The following is a 16,292-nucleotide window of genomic DNA, read 5'->3' on the forward strand; positions in this document are numbered from 1 at the left end:
CGCCGATTCTCCCGGGACGCGCTCATTGCGCCCCCTCGCGGCGCTCTCCGGCCCGCTGCTTTGCGATCGCCACGAGCGATTCGAGGACGAGGACGCCGCGCGTTTGCCCGGCGAGCGTGACGATCTCGCGGATGTGCCCCTCGCCGTCCTTCGTCGAAAGGGCGGGCAGGAGATCGGCCGGGCTCACTTCGAGGCAGGCTTCGATCGACGCGACGCCGAGGGCCACGGGCTCGGCGCCGCCCGCGATCAGGAGCCAGCGCGGCTTTTCGTTCCACATCGGCAGGCCGAGCAGCGCCCCGAGCGCGTGCACGGCGAAGAGTCGACCGCGGATCCCCGTGATCCCGAGCAGGCCCGGCGGGCTCCCGGGCAGGGACACCACCTTGCGGCACTCGTGGACGCCGTCGATGTCGGACAGCCGGATCGCGTAGCCCTGGCCCCCCGCTTGAATGGCGAGGACGAGCTCGCCGGACTGATCGGCGTGGCGTGGCGGCGTGGCGAACGAGGCGTCGAATGCGTGGCGCAGCTCCGCCACGTGTCGCCCCGCTGCAATGGCGCCTCCGGGAAGCGGCGCCCCATCGCCCGGCTTGTCCCGTCCTTGCGACCGAACGTTCATCGAGCCCCCTCGACCCGTGAAACGGATTCACGAAGATACCACGGGCCCTCGGGCCCGCACAGCCCCTCACCCCCGCCCATCCCCGCTCGTTTTTTGCTTTCCTCGTTCGCCGCGGGCCCGCCCCGTCGCTTCGACGGTTGCAATGGGAGCGGCCGGTAGGCGTCAATCCCACGGTGTAGGGACGTTCGCCCCCGGATCACGCAGCCTGCTCCTCTTGTTGTCGGATGAGACGCACGAGGTCCCCGGACAACCCCGAGAGCTGCGACGCGGTGTTTAATGTCTGCGACGAACCGGCCTCGCTTTCGCGCGCCGTCTGCGCGACGTCCGCAATGGCGGAGGCCACCTGCTCCATCGCGCTCGTTTGTTGTTTCGTGCTGAGCTCGATTTCGCGCGACGCCTCGGCGGTCGACCCCACGTACTCGACGATCCGACGGAAGTTCTGCGCCACCTCGCCGAACCGGCGCGTCCCGGCCTCCACGGCCTTCGCTCCGTCCTCGGTGGCCATCACCGTCGTGTTCGCCGCGGCCCGGATCTCCTCGATGAGCCGGCGGATCTCCTTCGCCGAACCCCCCACGCGATCCGCGAGCTTGCGGATCTCGCCCGCCACGACCCCGAACCGCCGCCCCGACTCGCCCGCGCCGACGGCCTCGATCGTCGCGTTGATCGCGAGGATGTTCGTCTGTTCGCTGAGCTCCGAGACGATGTCGAGGATCCCGCCGATCTCCTGGGATTTGCGCCCGAGATCGAGCATGTGCGCGACGATCTGATCGACCTGCCGTCGCACCGTGTCGATCGCGTCCTGCGCGCCCTCGACAGTCTGGTTCCCGCCCTTCGCGGCCAGCGCCGTTTCGCTCGCGACTTGCGTGACCCGCTGCGCGCTCTCCGAAATCTGACGCGAGGTCGTGACGAGCTCGCGCACCGTCGTGCTCACCTCGGTCGCCGCCGAGACCTGGCCTTTCGCGCCCCGGACCTGCTGGGTCGCGGCCGCTTCGAGCTCCGCCGCCGCGCTCCGGATGTGCTGCACGGCCGCGCCGATCCGCGCCCCGAGGCCGCGGGTCACGAACACCGCGACGCCCGCCACGATCAACACGGCCACGAGCGTGCCGAAGATCAGGATCTGGCTCAGCCACGCGGCGGCCTGCTTTGCCTCGGTGCTCCGCTCGGTGAGGAGCTTTTGCTCGTGGCTCTTCATCTCGGCCACGATCCGCCGGATCTGCTCCATCACCTTCGGGCCGTTGCCTTCGAGCACGAGCTTCAGCGCCGCGTCGAACCCGAGGCTCTTCCGCGCGTCGATGGTTTCGTCGATCTCGCGCAGGCGCTCCTCCACGAGGGGCCGGAGCTGTTTGAGGCGCTCTTTCTGGTCCGCGTCGTCGCTGAAGAGCTCTTCGAGCTGCCGGAGCTCGATGGAGATGCCTTTTTTACCCGTGTGATAGGGCTGCAAGAAATCCTCGCGGCCCGTGATCACGAATCCTCGTTTGCCCGTCTCGGTCTCGTCGAGCGCCGCGAGGAAGCCCGACAAACCGGTCAATTCTTCGTGCGCGTGCGTGACGGCCTCGGTCGTCGCGAGGAGCCGCTCCGTGCTCCGGTACGAAAACGAGCCGAGCGTGATCAGAATGAGGAGCGGGAGCAAAAACCCCGCTGCGATCTGCTGTCCGACCGTCCAAGACTTCTCCACGAGCCCCGCCTCCCTCCTCGATGCTGATCACACGCGCGTCGAATCCCGTTTCGGGACGCCCAGCGCGTCGAGCTGGGCCTTGCACAGCTCGAGCAACACTTCCCTGCGAAACCCCCCACCGAACATCACGATCCTCGCGCGTTCCTCGCGTTCGAGCAACTCGAGCGCTTTTTCGAGCTCCACGCGCGCGCTCGCGCCGTGACCCTCGCGCCGGAACACCATGCCGAGCCGCAGGCGCGGCAGCGAGAAACGAGGATCCCGCCGCTTCGCCTCGCGGTAATGCCACACCGCCCGCTCGATGTCGCGCTCGTTCTCGCGCAGGAGCCCGAGCAGGTAATGCGCGCCCGTCTCGCATTGCCCCCGCGCGAGCAGGGCGCCGAGCGTGCGCTCCGCGTCCCGCAATCGACCTTTTTCCCCGTAAATGGCCGCCCGGCACAGCTCGAGCTCCGGCGGTGCGTCCGGGCCCGCGGCCATCACCACGACGAGCGCGTCGTCGTGCCGCTCCGCTTCGAGCAGGTCGAGCACACGCGTGAGCGCCGAAGGCCCCTCCGCCCCCCGCGCCTTTTGCGCGCTCGCCGCGCCCTCGGCCTCCCGCGTCTCCGCAATCCGGGCGATCCGATCCGTCGCGCGCTGGATTTCCTCCGCCCACGCGAATGCCCCTTCCTCGGGCGTGGGCAAGGGCGGGCGCATCGGGGGCTCGGGCAAGAGCCGAGGGACGGGCGGCGCGATCGTCGTCGCTGCCGGGGACACGTTCGGGGGCTTCGCGCGGTAATAAAATGCGTCGTTCTCGTGGACGAGCTCGAAATCGTCGGAGATCCCGCGAAGCGACTCGCTGTGACCGAGGAAGAGATAACCGCCCGGAAGGAGCGCCCGGGCAAACCCCGCGAGCGCCCGGTGGAGCGCGCGCTCCGAGAAATAGATGAGCACGTTGCGACAAAAAATGACGTCGTACGTGGCCTCCGGCAAGCGCGCGAGCACTTCCAGCAGGTTGCCCTCCTCGAAGACGACGCGGCTCTGGATGCGCGGATCGAGCACGAACGTCTCGCCGTCTTTCTTGAAAAACCGATCGCGGATCGGCTGCGAGGCCCCGCGCAGGGCCCAGGACGAATACCGCGCCCGCCGGGCCTTTTCGATGGCGGCCCCGTTCACATCGAGCCCCGTGATCGACAGCAGCGGCGAGAGCTCCGGCGTGACCACGTCGGCCGCGATGGCCATCGTATAAGGCTCCTCGCCGGAGGAGCAGCCCGCCGAGAGAATCCTGAGCTTCCGCCCCCGCGTCCCCACGAGCGCGCGCTCGGTCAGCACCCGCCGCACGAGCGCGTCGATTTGCATGGGCTCGCGAAAGAAATAGGTCTCGCCGACCGTCACCGCCTCGACCAGGCGTTCGAGCGGGATCGGTCCGCCACTGCGCGCCGGTTTTTCGCCGAGGATCATCTCGATGCGGTCGCGCTGAAAGCCGGAGGGCGCGAGGCCGAAGCGGGCCTCGATGAGGTCCTCGATGCCCTTGGCGTCACGCGGGGCGTTCATCTCGGCGGCGGTGGCAAGGCGGTGGCAAGGGAATCGGCGCTCGGGAGCGAGGAGAACACGGCCTCCGGGAGCAGGCGTGCGGCGTCGAGCACCGCGAGCGCACGCCCATCCAGCGCGCCCAGGCGCTCGACCTCCGCAGGCAGCGCCGCGCCGAGCAGCGGCGGCAGTGTATCGAGGCGCGCCTCGTCGAGCTCCTCGATGCCCACCACGTCCTCCACGAGCAGCGCCATTCGCCGCTCCCCCGCGCGCACCAGCACGAGCCGCCGCGCCTCCGCCCGCTCGCCGCCTTCTCCGAGAACGGCCGAGAGCGATACGACGGGGACGACCTCGCCGCGGACCACGGAGAGGCCCACGACGAAGCGCGGCGCGTTTGCGATGGGGTCGATCGCCAGCGGGCGCATCGTCTCGACGACCGACGACGCGGGCAACGCGCAAATCCAGGAGCGCGCCCGGACGAGCAAAAAGCTGCGTCGACCCGTGGGATCGTCCATGGTCATCTTTCCATCGCACGCGTAGACATCGCTTGTAAAGCGGAACTCCGGCGTTTCCCCGGCGTCAACGCATCGACGAGCCCTATCTGGTGAAACCGCGAATGGCTGGTGAAGTGTCGGCGTGATGGCGTTTCAGCGCGCAGGCTCGCGCCGCACCTTCCAGACGTGCTCTGCCGGGTACTTCCGCGCCCATTCGAGCGGCGCATACCCTTCGTACGTCGTCTTGGCGTCCGCCGGCGGCCGGATCTCGACGAGGTCCTCGACCACGAACCCCGAGCGCCGAAAGAGCCGGATCCACTCGCCGTACGGGAGCTGGAACGACGTCGAGCCGTCCTCCTCCTCCCACGCCTTCATGCCGAAGTAATCGTTCACGAGCGCGGGCACCACCCGATCCGTGGCCTTGTCGATGACGAGGTAGAGCAGCGGCGTCGCCATGTTGAAGATGAACATCCCGCCCGGACGCAGGAGCCGCGCCGCTTCCGGGACGGCCTTGTGCGGGTCGGCGAACGTCATCGCCCCGTGATCGCAGAACACGAGGTCGAAGCTCGCGTCCGGCAGGGGCACCGCTTCGGCGCTGCCCTGCACGAGCGTCACGGAGGCGCCCTCCCGCTCGACGAGCGCGCGCGCGTGGCGGAGCTGCTCGTCGGACAGGTCGAGCGCCGTCATGCGCGCCCCGCGACGCGCGAGCGCCACCGACCACTGCGCGCCGCCGCAGCCGAATTCGAGCACGTCCTTGCCCGCGACGTCGCCCAGGAGCCCGAGCTCGCGCTCCGGGATGCCCCACACGCCCCACGTCGGCTCCACGATGCCGAGCTGATCGGCGTGCTGCTGCTGATATTCAGCGGCGATTCGGTTCCAGTACTCTCGGTTCTTCGCGACATGATCGGGCATCGACATTGCAAACTCCTCGAACGCGCTTTCGTTGCGTAACGATATCATGCCCTCGCGCCGTATTCGAAACGCAAATCATGCGCGAGACACGCAATCCGCGCGCCTTCCGTAGCGTGAGTTCTTCGCGATTTTCGCGCGGCGCGCGAGGATGTGGCCCCTGGTTTTACCGCTCGATCCGGGCGGGCACGCGAGGTGCACCGTGGGGACGTTCATGGAGCGCATGGAATCGGCGCGGGAAGGGCAGGCCACGCAAAGCTCGCCCCGAAAGGACCTCATCCTCGCGAGCGTCTTCACGGCGGTCGGCCTCGCCGCCGTGATCATCGGCCGCGGCGGGCTCGGCGTCATGATCGCCGGCTCCATCGGCTCCGTCGCGGCGAGCGTCGCCGCCGTCGGTCTCGCGGCCATCGATCCGCGCCTGTCCTACCGCGACAAAGCGCAGGTGGGCGTGTGCATCGTGCTGATGCTGCTGCTCGTCGGGTTCCTCGTCGGCGATTCGGCCTTCTTCCTCGCCGGATACCCGCTCCTCGCCCTCGGCGTCGTAGGGCTTCTCCAGGCCCTCCGCGCTCAGGCCGCGTCCGGCCGTTCGCGCGCGTTTGCCTCGTCCGCGATGCGCGCGAGCTCGGCCCCCGTCAAGGTCTCGCGCGCGACGAGCGCGTCCGCCGCCGCCTGAAGGCCCGCGCGCCGGCCTTCGAGCAAGGTCCTCGCTCGACCGAAGAGCTCGGCGAGCCGGTCGCGCACCTCCTCGTCGATTTCGCGTGCCGTCTCGTCGCTGCACATCCGCTCCTCCTGCATCACACCGAGCAGCGGCGCGCCCACGTTCCGCGTGAGCGCGGGGAGCCCGAGCCGCCGGCTCATGCCGAAGCGCGTGATCATCTCCCGCATGAGCGCAGTCGCTCGCCCGAGGTCGTCGTGCGCGCCCGTCGACGGGGATCCATGGCAGAGCTCCTCGGCCGCCCGGCCGCCGAGCAGCACCATCACGCGTGTTTCGAGTTCGGACTCGGTGAGCACGTGCCGCTCGTCGCGCGGGACCTGGATGGTCACGCCGAGCGAGACCGCGCGCGCGACGATCGACACCCGCTCCACGGGATCGGCCTCGGGCAAGGCGAGCGCGACGAGCGCGTGTCCCGCCTCGTGCACGGCGACGCGACGCCGTTCGCCCGGCGTCATCATGAGGCCACGGCGGCGCAGGCCGAGCTGCACGCGGTCGAGCGCGTCCTCGAAATCGGCCTGCGTGATCTCCGTGCCGCTCCTGCGCGCCGCAGCGAGCGCGGCCTCGTTCACGATGTTCGCGAGATCCGCGCCGGCCATGCCGGGCGTGCGTCGCGCGACCGCGCTGAGGTCGACGTCGCTCCCGAGCGGCAGGCGCCGCGCGTGCACGGCGAGGATCGCCTCGCGCCCGGCGAGATCGGGCCGATCGACGATCACCTGTCGATCGAAACGACCGGGCCGGAGCAGCGCGGGGTCGAGGACCTCGGGCCGGTTTGTCGCGGACATCAGGATGACGGTGGCGCGTGGATCGAAGCCGTCGAGCTCGGCGAGGAGCTGCTGGAGGGTCTGCTCGCGCTCGTCGTGGGTGGCGAGCGCGCCGAGGCCGCCGCGGCTGCGGCCGACGGCGTCGATCTCGTCGATGAACACGATACACGGCGCGCTTTTCCGGGCCTCGTTGAAGAGGTCGCGGACGCGGGCGGCGCCGAGGCCGACGAACATCTCCACGAACTCGCTCGCGTTGAGCGAGAAAAACGGCACCTCGGCCTCGCCGGCCACGGCCCGCGCGAGCAGGGTTTTTCCGGTCCCCGGCGGCCCGACGAGAAGGATCCCGCGCGGGATGCGCCCGCCGAGCGCCCGGTAGCGCGCCGGGTGCTTGAGGAAGTCGACGACTTCGACGAGCTCGTCCTTGGCCTCGTCCACGCCGGCGACGTCGGAGAAGCGGACCGGCTCGCGCCCCGTGCGGTCGTAGAGCCGCGTCTTCGCGCGGGTGAGCCCGAGCGGCCCGCCCACGCCGCCCCCGGCCGATCGTCGGAACGCCGCGAAAAACAGGAGGTTGATGGCGATGAGCGGGACGATCCACCAGAGCGCCATGACCCAGAACGGCGTGCGCGAGGGCCGCGCGTCGACGGCGACGTTGCGCGTGAGCAGGGCGTCGACGAGCGGCTCGTGTTCGACGCCCGGGATGCGACCGGTGCGCACCTCCTCGCCTTTTTCGGGGGACGTGGGCAGGAGGTTCGGCGGCTTTTTCGTGGGCTCCGCGGGCGTCGCGCCTTCCGGCTTCAGCCGGAGGACGACGTCCTCGGCCGTGATCGATGCGGATTCGACGCGCCCTTGCTGGACGAGGCGCACGGCCTCGTCGTAGGGCACGGTGCGCGCGCCCGTGGGCCCGAAGACACCTGAAAACGCGAGCGCCGCGACGATCAGGAACGCATAGAAAAGCCAGCTCCACGCGCGTTGTTTCGGGTTGACCTCAGGCATTCCGAGGGGGGCATGGAGACGGCGTGGTGTCCCGGCAACCCGCTTGCGCCCATGCTTTCCTTGGACAGGGAGCGGCCAGGGCCATCCGGGGAAGCGGACGAGCGCGCGTCACTTCCTGCAGTTGTCCCAGCGTTCCTTCTCGTTCTTGCAGCTCGTCGACCAATCCGCGCCGCCGCAGCGCCCGGTGTCGTATTCACACGCCTGGAGGTCGTCCCAGTAATCGAGGCAGCCGCGGCGGTCGGCCTCGATGGCTTCGTTGTCGGTGTGGCGATAACAATCGTCGAGCTGCCCGGCGCTACAGCCCTCGCATTCGCACTTGTAGTCGCAGACGGCCTCGGCGTCGGTGCGGCACGCGGGCAGCGCCGCGGCGAGGAAGGTGAGCAGGAAGAGCGGGCGGATCGCGGAAAGGAGCAAGTTCTTCATGGTCCGAGCGTACCAGAAGAGCGCCGCGCGCGCGACCCGCCGCTCGATTTCAACGATTTGGGTGTGAACCTTTCCGGTGGTCACTGGAGATTCCACGCCGGAGGAGCCAGCCAAAGACGAGCGCGACGAGGCCAAGCGCGCGTCCATCGGACCCTTGTGTCCCGGGGATCCCGCAGCCGCAGCCGCCGTCGTCGTCGATGACGGGGCCGGGGTTGTCCCCGCCGCCCGCGCCGCCCATTCCCCCATTTCCGCCGCCGCTGCCGCCCGCACCGCCTGCGCCGCCGCTGCCGCCTGCGCCGCCGTTTCCACCCGCGCCGCCGCTGCCGCTGCTGCTGCTGCTACTTCCGCTTCCGGTCGTGAAGCTCTGCGACGCGCTGCACGCCTTGTTTCCTCGCCGATCCTCGGCGCACGCGCGATACACGACCGTCGCGTCCGCGGGCGCCACGAACGTCGCCCGGAACAGGTCTCCGCCGATGAAGTGCGCGAGCGCCACGCCGCCCGCGTCTTCCAGCTCGACGAAGGCCTTCGCGAGCCGCGGACCCGTGTCCGTCGTCGACGCATCGCTCACCGCGAAACGCACGACCCGCTCGCCGCCCGGCATTCCGCTCGGAAGCGCCTCGATGGCCCGGATCACCGGCGGCTGTGTATCAACCGGCTGCGGCGATACGCCGAAATACAGCCGATCGAGATAATCCGAGCCCTCGCCCTGCGCCGTGATCGCGTCGAGGATCCCGTCGCCATTCACGTCGCCGAGATCGAGCCCGAGCGTGGGATCATGCACCGTGGGGAATGTGTTGGCGAGGAGCGAGAAATGGCCCGTGCCGTCGTTCACGAGGATCCGCTCGTTGCCGGAGAGCGACGCGATCACCGCGTCGAAATCACCGTCCCCGTCGATGTCCGCGCATTGCACCTCGTTGTCGTCAGCGCCGATGTTTCCCACGACCCGCGCTGCCGTCTCGTCCGTGAAGACGCCTTTTCCGTCGTTCACGAGGAGCTGCTCGTGCAAGTTCGACGCGCCATTGTCGAGCCAGAGATCCAGGTCGCCGTCGCCGTCGATGTCACACGCGTCCGGGCCGTACACGTACGGGCCGGGCTGATCCGGCAGGTCCCCGTTCGCGTCGACGAACGTGCCCGTGCCGTCGTTCCGGAACAAGAGCGACTCGCCCTGGCGGCTCGCGAGGAGCAAATCGAGATCAAAATCGCCGTCCACGTCGACGAGGTCCACGTCGATCGGCCCGGTGCCGATGGCCTGGGTGTTCTGCGGGACGGCCGCGGCCTTTTCCTGGAAAAACCCGGCGCCGTCGTTGAGGTAGATCCGCGCGGTGCCGGGCGAGCCTGGCGGGTCGGCTCCCCAGTCCGTGGAGACGAGATCGAGATCCCCGTCGCCGTCGAAGTCGCCGAACCGCGCGCCGGCCGAGCGCGACGATGTGCCGATGCGCGCCGCCCCTTCGTTCTTGAACACGGGCGGGGTCTGGCCGTTGTTCACGAAGAGCGCGTCGGGCTGCATGCCGTAGGAGTCCGGCACATAGAGGTCGACGTCGCCGTCGCCGTCCACGTCGGCCGCTGCGATTTGCCGCACGCGCCCGGAAAAACCCCCGAACGAGGTGCCACCGACCTCCGTGAAGTGGCCCGTACCGTCATTGAGGTACGCCGCGAGCGGGGCGGTCGTGGAGGGCGTGTAATACCCGCCGCCGTTCGCGAACACGGCGTCGAGGTCGTCGTCGCCGTCGAGGTCGACGAGGAGCACATAATGGGAGTAGCAACCTTCCTTCGTGTCGGCGCAGGGCTGCGGGGAGCCGAGGTTCGCCGTCATTTCGACGAAGTACGGCGCGGCGGCCGCGGCGCTCGGGAGGCCCGTGAGGGTAAGAAGAGCGAGACAAGCTGAGAATCGAGGGCGCATGCGGCGCAGGGTAGGCCAGCATGCGCCCCGATGTCGAGCGCTCGGGTATCAGGCGCCGGCGGGCGCGCTCTTCGTGAGATCCGCGGGGTCGAGCTCGATCGGAACGATCACCTCGAGCACGCCCTTCGTCGCGGCCGGCAGCGTGATCGAGCCGAGCTCCTTCGCGAGGCAGGTGCCGAGCGCCGCGTCGCCGATCGAGCCGCCGCTCACGCGCGAGGAGCTCACCGCGCCATTCGCCTCCACGTGCATCCGGACGATCACCTTGCCGCTGAGGCCCGGCTCCTTCTTCAGCGCCTCCGCATAACAGGCCCGGAGCGCGGGGATCTTCGCGTTCGCCTGGCGCAGGACCTCTTCCGGCGCGACGCGTCCATCCGGCGTCACCGCGTCCGCCGCGGGCACGGCCTCGCCCGAGACGAGGCGGAGGTCTTTCATTTCATAACCATAATCGCTCTTCTTCGCATTGCCGGACTCGGAGACCGCGTCCGCCGTCGTCCCCTCGTCGATACCCGCCGCCTCGGCCGCGCAGCCGCCGATGCACATCGCCGAGAAGAGGCCAATCGCGAGCGAGAGGATCGAGTGCTTGAACGTCGTCATGGGAACCTCCATCAATTTCAGCCGGGGTTGTTGTTGGCTTCGTCGAGGAGGCATTGCAGCGAGCGTGCCAGGCCCAAAAGGGCGCCGCAGCGCAGGGATTCGTGGGCTGGCTCCCTGAAACACGCCTGCACCTGGCTGCCGCGTGGCGGTTGCACCGGTTGCACCCCCCTGTTGCACCCGTTGCACCCGTTGCACCCCTACTTCTTGAACGCCTCCGGCTCGATCCCGTACCGCTTCATCCAGCGCTGCACCTGCATCCGCGCCTTGCCCATCACGCGCGCCACGGCCGAGACGTTGCCCTTGTGCTCGCGGAAGAGCCGCACGAGCTCCTCGCGCAAGGGTTCGCCCGCGCCGTCGTTCGCTGCGCTCGCGGGCTCGTCCGCGGGCGCCTCGCCGCGCGCCCAGGGCGGCAGGTGGTCGAGCGTGACCTCGCCTCCGGCCGCGAGCGCGAGCGCCGCGCCGAGCACCTTCTCCAGCTCGCGCGCGTTGCCCGGAAACACATGCTCGAACATCGCGCGCGCCGCCGACGGATGCAGCCGCACGCGCGCCGCCTCGGCCCCCGCGTGGCGCTCGATCAGCGAGGCCGCGACGAGCCACAGATCCTCGCGACGTTCGCGCAGCGGCAAGAGCTCGATGCGATGGCCCGCGAGCCGGTGGAAGAGGTCCGCGCGGAACGTGCCGGCCTCCACCATGCGTTCGAGGCCGCGGTTCGTGGCCGAGACGAAGCGCACGTCGACCTTCACCGGCGACGTCGCCCCGATCGGTCGCACCTCGCGCTCTTCGAGCACGCGGAGCAGCGCCGCCTGCGCGGGCGGCCGGAGCTCGCCGATCTCGTCGAGGAACAAGGTGCCGCGATCGGCCGCGCGCACGAGGCCCGGTCGATCCTCCTTCGCATCCGAGAACGCGCCGCGCCGATGGCCGAAGAGCTCCGCCTCGACGAGCGACTCCGGCAGCGCGCCGCAGTTCACCGCGACGTACGCCCCCGGCCGCCCCGAGAGCGCGTGGATCGCGCGCGCCGTCACCTCCTTGCCCGTGCCCGTCTCGCCCATCACGAGGATCGGGAGCGTCGCCCGCGCGATCACCGCCAGCGTCTCGTACGCGCGGTCGAGCGAGGGCAAGAGCGTCGCGAGGCCGGGCGCCTTGGCCCCGTCCGAGGAGACCTCGACGACGGGCGGATCGTCGGGAGCGACCTCGAGCCCCTCGCGGAACACGAAGAACGTGCGGCCGAGCTCGATCAGATCTCCATCCGCGAGCACGGCGCGGGTGATGGGCTCGCCGTTCACGCGCGTGCCGTTTTTCGAACCGCTGTCCTCGATCGTGAAGCGGCCGAGCACCTTTCCGAGGCGCGCGTGGTTCGTGGACATCCAGGCGTCGTCCACGCGCACCGCGAGTCGCCGCGGTGGTACGCGTTCGAACGATCGCGCGGCGCCGCGGCCGAAGGTGATCTCGTCGAGGCCCGCGAGCGAGAGGCGCGCGGCGGAGGCGAACGGGCGGTGGCTTTCGAGGCAAAGGAAGAGGAGCGGCGCGCGAATTGCCGCGCGATCGCCGCCCGCGTCCCGGGTGGGCGAGAGCGTCTTCGTGTCGCTGCTCGTCATCGCAGAGCCGTTTTACTTCATGCGGCGAACGAAGTCGCGTAGGCCCGGATCCGCCCCGGCCCAGGCCTTGTCCACGACGGCATCGAGCGAGCGGGCCTCGTCCGCCTTGCCCGCCGCGCGGAGGATCTCCGCGAGCCGGACGCGCGCCGCGATCGCGTCGAAGGGCGCGTTCCACGGCTGCACGAGGCAATCCCGGTACGCGTCCTCCGCTTTTTGTTTCGAGCCGCGTGTCTCCAGGGCGAGGGCCGCTTCCAAGGAGCCACGCTCGCCCTCCGCGCGCGTTTCTCCTTTCTCGCGGCCGAGCAAGCGGCGGATCCGGCGTTCCTCCTCGGCAAGCGCCTCCGCTTGTTTCTCGCGTCCCAGCGCCTTCTGGCGACCCGCTTCGAGCTTCGACGCCGCGAGCGCATCGTCCACGCGGCCGGACAGGAGCATCGCGCCGATGCGCAGCGTGGCGCCTTCATGGTTCGCCTCGGGATCGGGCTCGCCGAGGATCTCCTCCGCGGCCTCGAGCGCCGCCGCCCCGTCGAGCGAGGCGAACGCGATGAGCGCTCGATCCCGCGCGAGCGCCGCGGGCGTCGCCGACTCCACGCCGAGGGCCCGCCGGATCGCCTCCGCTTCGCGTGCCTCCTCGATCCGGCCGGCGCGGAGCAGCGTCTCGACCCACAGGCCTCGCAGCTCCGGCAGCGTCGCGCTCGTCCAGCCGAGGAAACGCGAGAGCCGCGCGTCGTCCTCGTCCGCCCAGGGGAACGCGCAGCGCAGGATCGGCAGCGCCAGCGTGGGCCATCGTTTGGCCAGCCAATCCGTCATGGGCAACGTCTGATCCGTCACGATGCACCCACACGACGTGTAGAGCGCCGCGAAATCCGGGTCCTCCGCGAGTTCGCCGTAGGATTGGATCAAGAGCGTCACTCCCCGCCCAACCTCGTCGTCGTTCGCGGGCTGCACGTACGTGCGGAGCAGGCCTTCGAGCACGCTCGCACGACCCTTGGGCACGTCCGTGAGGCGGCCGAGGGCCTTTTCCTTTGCCGCCGTGGCGCGGGTCGGATCGGCGTGGCTCCGCAGATCACACGCGAGCAGGGTGTGCGCCACGGCCGACGTCGGATTGGTTTGGACGAGCGCCTCCGTCTCGACGCCATCCTGCGCCGCGAAGCCAAAGGCGCGCCGCCGCACCAGGCGCTCGAGTCGAAACGCGCTCGCCTCGTCCGGAACGCCCCACGCCACGAGGTGCGCCTTCGACGGCGCCGGCCTCGTCAACGCAGGCAGGAGCACCTGGATCGCGGCGTTCGTCGCGGCGATTGGCGTCGCGCCCTTGCCTTCGGCCTTCTTGCCGGCGATCCCGAGCGTGACCTTCGTGGCGTTCTCGCCGATCTCCGCGTTCACGTCGAGCCGCGTGGCGGGTTCGTTTTTCCAAACCACGCCGAGCTCGACCGCGAGGCGCGCGCAGGCCCCTTTGCCGAGCGCGTCGCTGAGCGCGGTCGTCGCGCCCGGCCCGGTGATCGTCGCGGCCGTGCATTCGACGGCCGCGACGATCACGGGCGGCGCGGGCTTCGGCGGCGGCGTGGGGGCCTCGGTCTTTTGCCGCAGGAGCACCACGCCGCACATGGCGAGCGCCGCGATCCCGAGCGCCGCCGCGATCTTCCGCCCGAGCGAGCGCCCCTTCGTGGACGGTTCGTCCGCGGGCGCCTGCGAGATCGCCGCGGCCTCCTTCGCCGGGAGGACCTTCGGGTTTGGCGGGCCAATCTTCTCTTCGCCCCCGAGCGAAAGCGTCCGCGTCTGCGGCTCCGCGGGCGCGAGCGCGGGCCTCGTCTCCGCCTCGGGTGAGGCCTCGCGCCGGGGCGCTTCCGGGGCCGCGCGCGTCGGGCTCTCGGCCTTCACGTCGAGCGCGCGCGCGAGCGCCTCGGCGGCCGTGCCCGCGCTCGGGAAACGATCCTCGGCCTCCTTCGCCGTCGCCTGCGCGAACCACGCGTCGAACGCGGCGGGCAGCGAGATCCCGGCCTGCGCCGCGCGCGCAGAGGCGGGCTCCTTTGGCCCGTCGAGCGTCGTCAGCGCGAACGAGAGCGTGCTCTCCGAGGCCTTCGCCTCGTCGGCCCAGTACTCGCGCCCGACGAGCAGCGAATACGCGACCATGCCGAGCGCATACACGTCCGTCGGAGGACCGACCTTGCCGTTCCGGAGCTGCTCGGGCGCCATGTAGAACGGCGTCCCCACGGCCGCGGTCGAGCCCGCCGTCTCGGCCACGCGCTTCACGACGCCGAGATCGAGCAGCTTGATGCGCGCCTCGCCCGCGCGCTCCGCGACGAACAGGTTCGACGGCTTCAGATCACGATGCACGATCGACGCGGCGTGCAGCGCGTCGAGCCCGCGCGCGGTCTGCGTGATCCATGTCGCGACCTCCTCGGGCGGCAGCGACCCGAGCCGCGCTTTCCTGCGGCCGAGGTCCTCGCCGCGGAGCAGCTCCATCACGAGGAACGGGCTCTCCGTCGCCTCGTCGACGCCCGCGTCGAGCACCTCGACGACGTGCGCGCTCTCGACGAGCGCGGCGGCGCGCGCTTCGAGCCGGAACCTCTCGCGCAGCGCGGCGCTCTCGGCGACGTGCGGCAGCATCACCTTGAGCGCCGAGGGCCGCTCGGTTTCGAGGTGCCGCGCCTCGTAGACCTCGCCCATGCCGCCTGCCGCGATTCGACGTACGATCCGGTAACGTCCGGCGAAGACCGTGTTCTCGGGGAGCATCACGACTCGACGACGCCGCATTCTGCACAAGGTCTCCGGTCCGAGGTATCTTTTTGGTAGACTCGCCGAATCTTTTGCCGGCGGCCTCGGGCCGCGGAGAGGCGTTCACGATGGTTATCTTGGAGGATGGGAAGCGGTGGTGCGTCGCCGTGGCCTTCACGCTCGGCGCATTCGCGTGCTCTTCGGGTGGCGGGGAGAGCACGGGCGGCGAAGGCGGCGCGGGAGGCGTGGCGGGCCCGGGATCGGGCGGGAATGCGGGGACGACGACGGTCGCCTCGTCCTCGTCGAGCGTCGGCGCGGTGGCGAGCTCTTCGGCGAGCGTGGGATCCGGCGGCGCCGGCGGAGCGATGGGCTTCGTATGCGACCCGCCCGCCGAGCCGGGCAGCCTCTACGAGCATTCGGTCGAGTCCTACGACGTGAACGACCTCGAACCGGTGCCGCTTTGCAAGTACCGCGGGGAGGTCGTGCTCATCGTCAACACCGCGGCCGCTTGTGGCTACACACCCCAATATGCGGGCCTCCAGGCCTTGGCGGAGAAGTTCAGCGGCCAGGCGTTCCACGTGCTCGGCTTTTTGAGCAACGATTTCGGCAACCAAGGAGGCTCGGACGAGCAGATCGGCGGGTGCATCGACAGCTATCATTTGAGCTTCAAGCAATTCGCGATCGGCCACGTGAAGGATCCGGACGGCGCCGGGCCGGAGGTGCCGCAGCCCGTGTGGCAATGGATGCTCGCGCAGCCGAACCCCGGCCCCGCGTCCACGATCGAGCCGTTGTGGAACTTCCACAAGTACCTGATCTCGAAGGACGGAAAGCTCGTGGCGCAGTGGACCTCGTCGACCTATCCCGGCGACGATCCGCAGAACCCGAACGACAGCTTCGACACGAACCCCATCGTCCAGGCCATCCAGGCCGAGCTCGCCAAATAACCGAATCGCTTCAGCGCGCGTGCCGGTGCTCGACCATCAAGCAACGGTCCTGCACGACCTCGATCCCCGCGGCGGCGAGGCGCGTGGCCACTTCGTCGTTGCGGATGCCCGACTGGAACCAGACGGCCTTCGGGCGCATCGCGAGAATGTCGTCCACGTGCGGCGGGAGGTCGCTCGGGCGCCGGAAGACGTCGAGGATGTCGATCTCGCCCGGCACGTCCGCGAGGCGCCGATACACGGGCTGGCCGAGGATACGCGTGACGTCGGGGTAATACACGGGGACGGGGACGACCTCGACGCCCGCGCCCTGGAGATACGCGGGCACGTAGAATGCGGGCTGATCGGATTGCTGTTCGGTCTTGATGCCGAGGACGGCGACCCGCTTGGCGCCGCGGGCGATCTCTGCGATGCGCCGGCTGTCCGTGACGATGCGACCCTTCGGTTCGGCGTTGGCCATGCGG

At 70.0% G+C, this 16,292-nt stretch carries 14 protein-coding genes; 2 read left to right on the forward strand and 12 right to left on the reverse strand.

The features are described from left to right. Positions 1–22: 22 nt before the first annotated feature. The 5 genes from POL67_RS03090 to POL67_RS03110 all read right to left on the reverse strand — a co-directional run bounded on the left by POL67_RS03090 (position 23) and on the right by POL67_RS03110 (position 5,203). A complete protein-coding gene (locus POL67_RS03090) occupies positions 23–613 on the reverse strand; it encodes a chemotaxis protein CheW (protein ID WP_271915451.1) in 591 nt (196 codons plus the stop codon). Positions 614–809: 196 nt separating this feature from the next. Further along, positions 810–2,288 carry a CHASE3 domain-containing protein gene (locus tag POL67_RS03095; RefSeq protein ID WP_271915453.1) on the reverse strand — a complete coding sequence of 493 codons (1,479 nt, stop codon included), beginning with the start codon at positions 2,286–2,288 and terminating at the stop codon, positions 810–812. A 27-nt stretch (positions 2,289–2,315) separates the two neighbouring features. Beyond that, positions 2,316–3,815, reverse strand: a complete 1,500-nt coding sequence (locus tag POL67_RS03100; protein ID WP_271915455.1) for a CheR family methyltransferase — start codon at positions 3,813–3,815, stop codon at positions 2,316–2,318. Beyond that, positions 3,812–4,306 carry a chemotaxis protein CheW gene (locus POL67_RS03105; protein WP_271915457.1) on the reverse strand — a complete coding sequence of 165 codons (495 nt, stop codon included), beginning with the start codon at positions 4,304–4,306 and terminating at the stop codon, positions 3,812–3,814. The genes POL67_RS03100 and POL67_RS03105 overlap by 4 nt, the downstream gene beginning before the upstream one ends. Before the next feature lie 132 nt (positions 4,307–4,438). After that, the gene (locus tag POL67_RS03110; RefSeq protein WP_271915459.1) at positions 4,439–5,203 is read right to left on the reverse strand and encodes a class I SAM-dependent methyltransferase; all 765 of its coding nucleotides are present in this window, start codon (positions 5,201–5,203) and stop codon (positions 4,439–4,441) included. Positions 5,204–5,396: 193 nt separating this feature from the next. Here POL67_RS03110 and POL67_RS03115 point away from each other — a divergent pair, with 193 nt between their 5' ends. Further along, positions 5,397–5,867: a hypothetical protein gene (locus POL67_RS03115; protein ID WP_271915460.1), complete on the forward strand. Its 471-nt coding sequence runs from the start codon at positions 5,397–5,399 to the stop codon at positions 5,865–5,867. Here POL67_RS03115 and ftsH read toward each other — a convergent pair. From ftsH to POL67_RS03145, 6 genes are all read right to left on the reverse strand, one after another. Next, complete coding sequence (ftsH, locus tag POL67_RS03120; protein WP_271915462.1) at positions 5,762–7,663, reverse strand: ATP-dependent zinc metalloprotease FtsH; 1,902 nt, start codon at positions 7,661–7,663, stop codon at positions 5,762–5,764. The genes POL67_RS03115 and ftsH overlap by 106 nt on opposite strands. Positions 7,664–7,771: 108 nt before the next feature. Beyond that, on the reverse strand, positions 7,772–8,086 hold the full coding sequence (locus POL67_RS03125; RefSeq protein WP_271915463.1) for a hypothetical protein: 315 nt from the start codon (positions 8,084–8,086) through the stop codon (positions 7,772–7,774). Between the two features lie 49 nt (positions 8,087–8,135). Continuing rightward, a complete protein-coding gene (locus tag POL67_RS03130) occupies positions 8,136–9,986 on the reverse strand; it encodes an FG-GAP repeat domain-containing protein (RefSeq protein WP_271915464.1) in 1,851 nt (616 codons plus the stop codon). Positions 9,987–10,034: 48 nt separating this feature from the next. Continuing rightward, the gene (locus POL67_RS03135) at positions 10,035–10,580 is read right to left on the reverse strand and encodes an AgmX/PglI C-terminal domain-containing protein (protein WP_271915467.1); all 546 of its coding nucleotides are present in this window, start codon (positions 10,578–10,580) and stop codon (positions 10,035–10,037) included. A gap of 197 nt (positions 10,581–10,777) precedes the next feature. Continuing rightward, entirely contained in the window at positions 10,778–12,175 is a 1,398-nt protein-coding gene (locus POL67_RS03140) for a sigma 54-interacting transcriptional regulator (protein ID WP_271915468.1), read from the reverse strand. Between the two features lie 12 nt (positions 12,176–12,187). Then, positions 12,188–14,926: a serine/threonine-protein kinase gene (locus POL67_RS03145; protein WP_271915470.1), complete on the reverse strand. Its 2,739-nt coding sequence runs from the start codon at positions 14,924–14,926 to the stop codon at positions 12,188–12,190. Between the two features lie 89 nt (positions 14,927–15,015). Here POL67_RS03145 and POL67_RS03150 point away from each other — a divergent pair, with 89 nt between their 5' ends. Beyond that, entirely contained in the window at positions 15,016–15,831 is an 816-nt protein-coding gene (locus POL67_RS03150; protein ID WP_271915471.1) for a glutathione peroxidase, read from the forward strand. 10 nt (positions 15,832–15,841) lie between these two features. On the opposite strand, the gene POL67_RS03155 is transcribed toward POL67_RS03150, so the two are convergent. Then, a complete protein-coding gene (locus POL67_RS03155; protein ID WP_271915474.1) occupies positions 15,842–16,288 on the reverse strand; it encodes a CoA-binding protein in 447 nt (148 codons plus the stop codon). Positions 16,289–16,292: the final 4 nt, after the last annotated feature.

The sequence above is a fragment of the Polyangium mundeleinium genome, assembly GCF_028369105.1.
Classification (GTDB): domain Bacteria; phylum Myxococcota_A; class Polyangia; order Polyangiales; family Polyangiaceae; genus Polyangium; species Polyangium mundeleinium.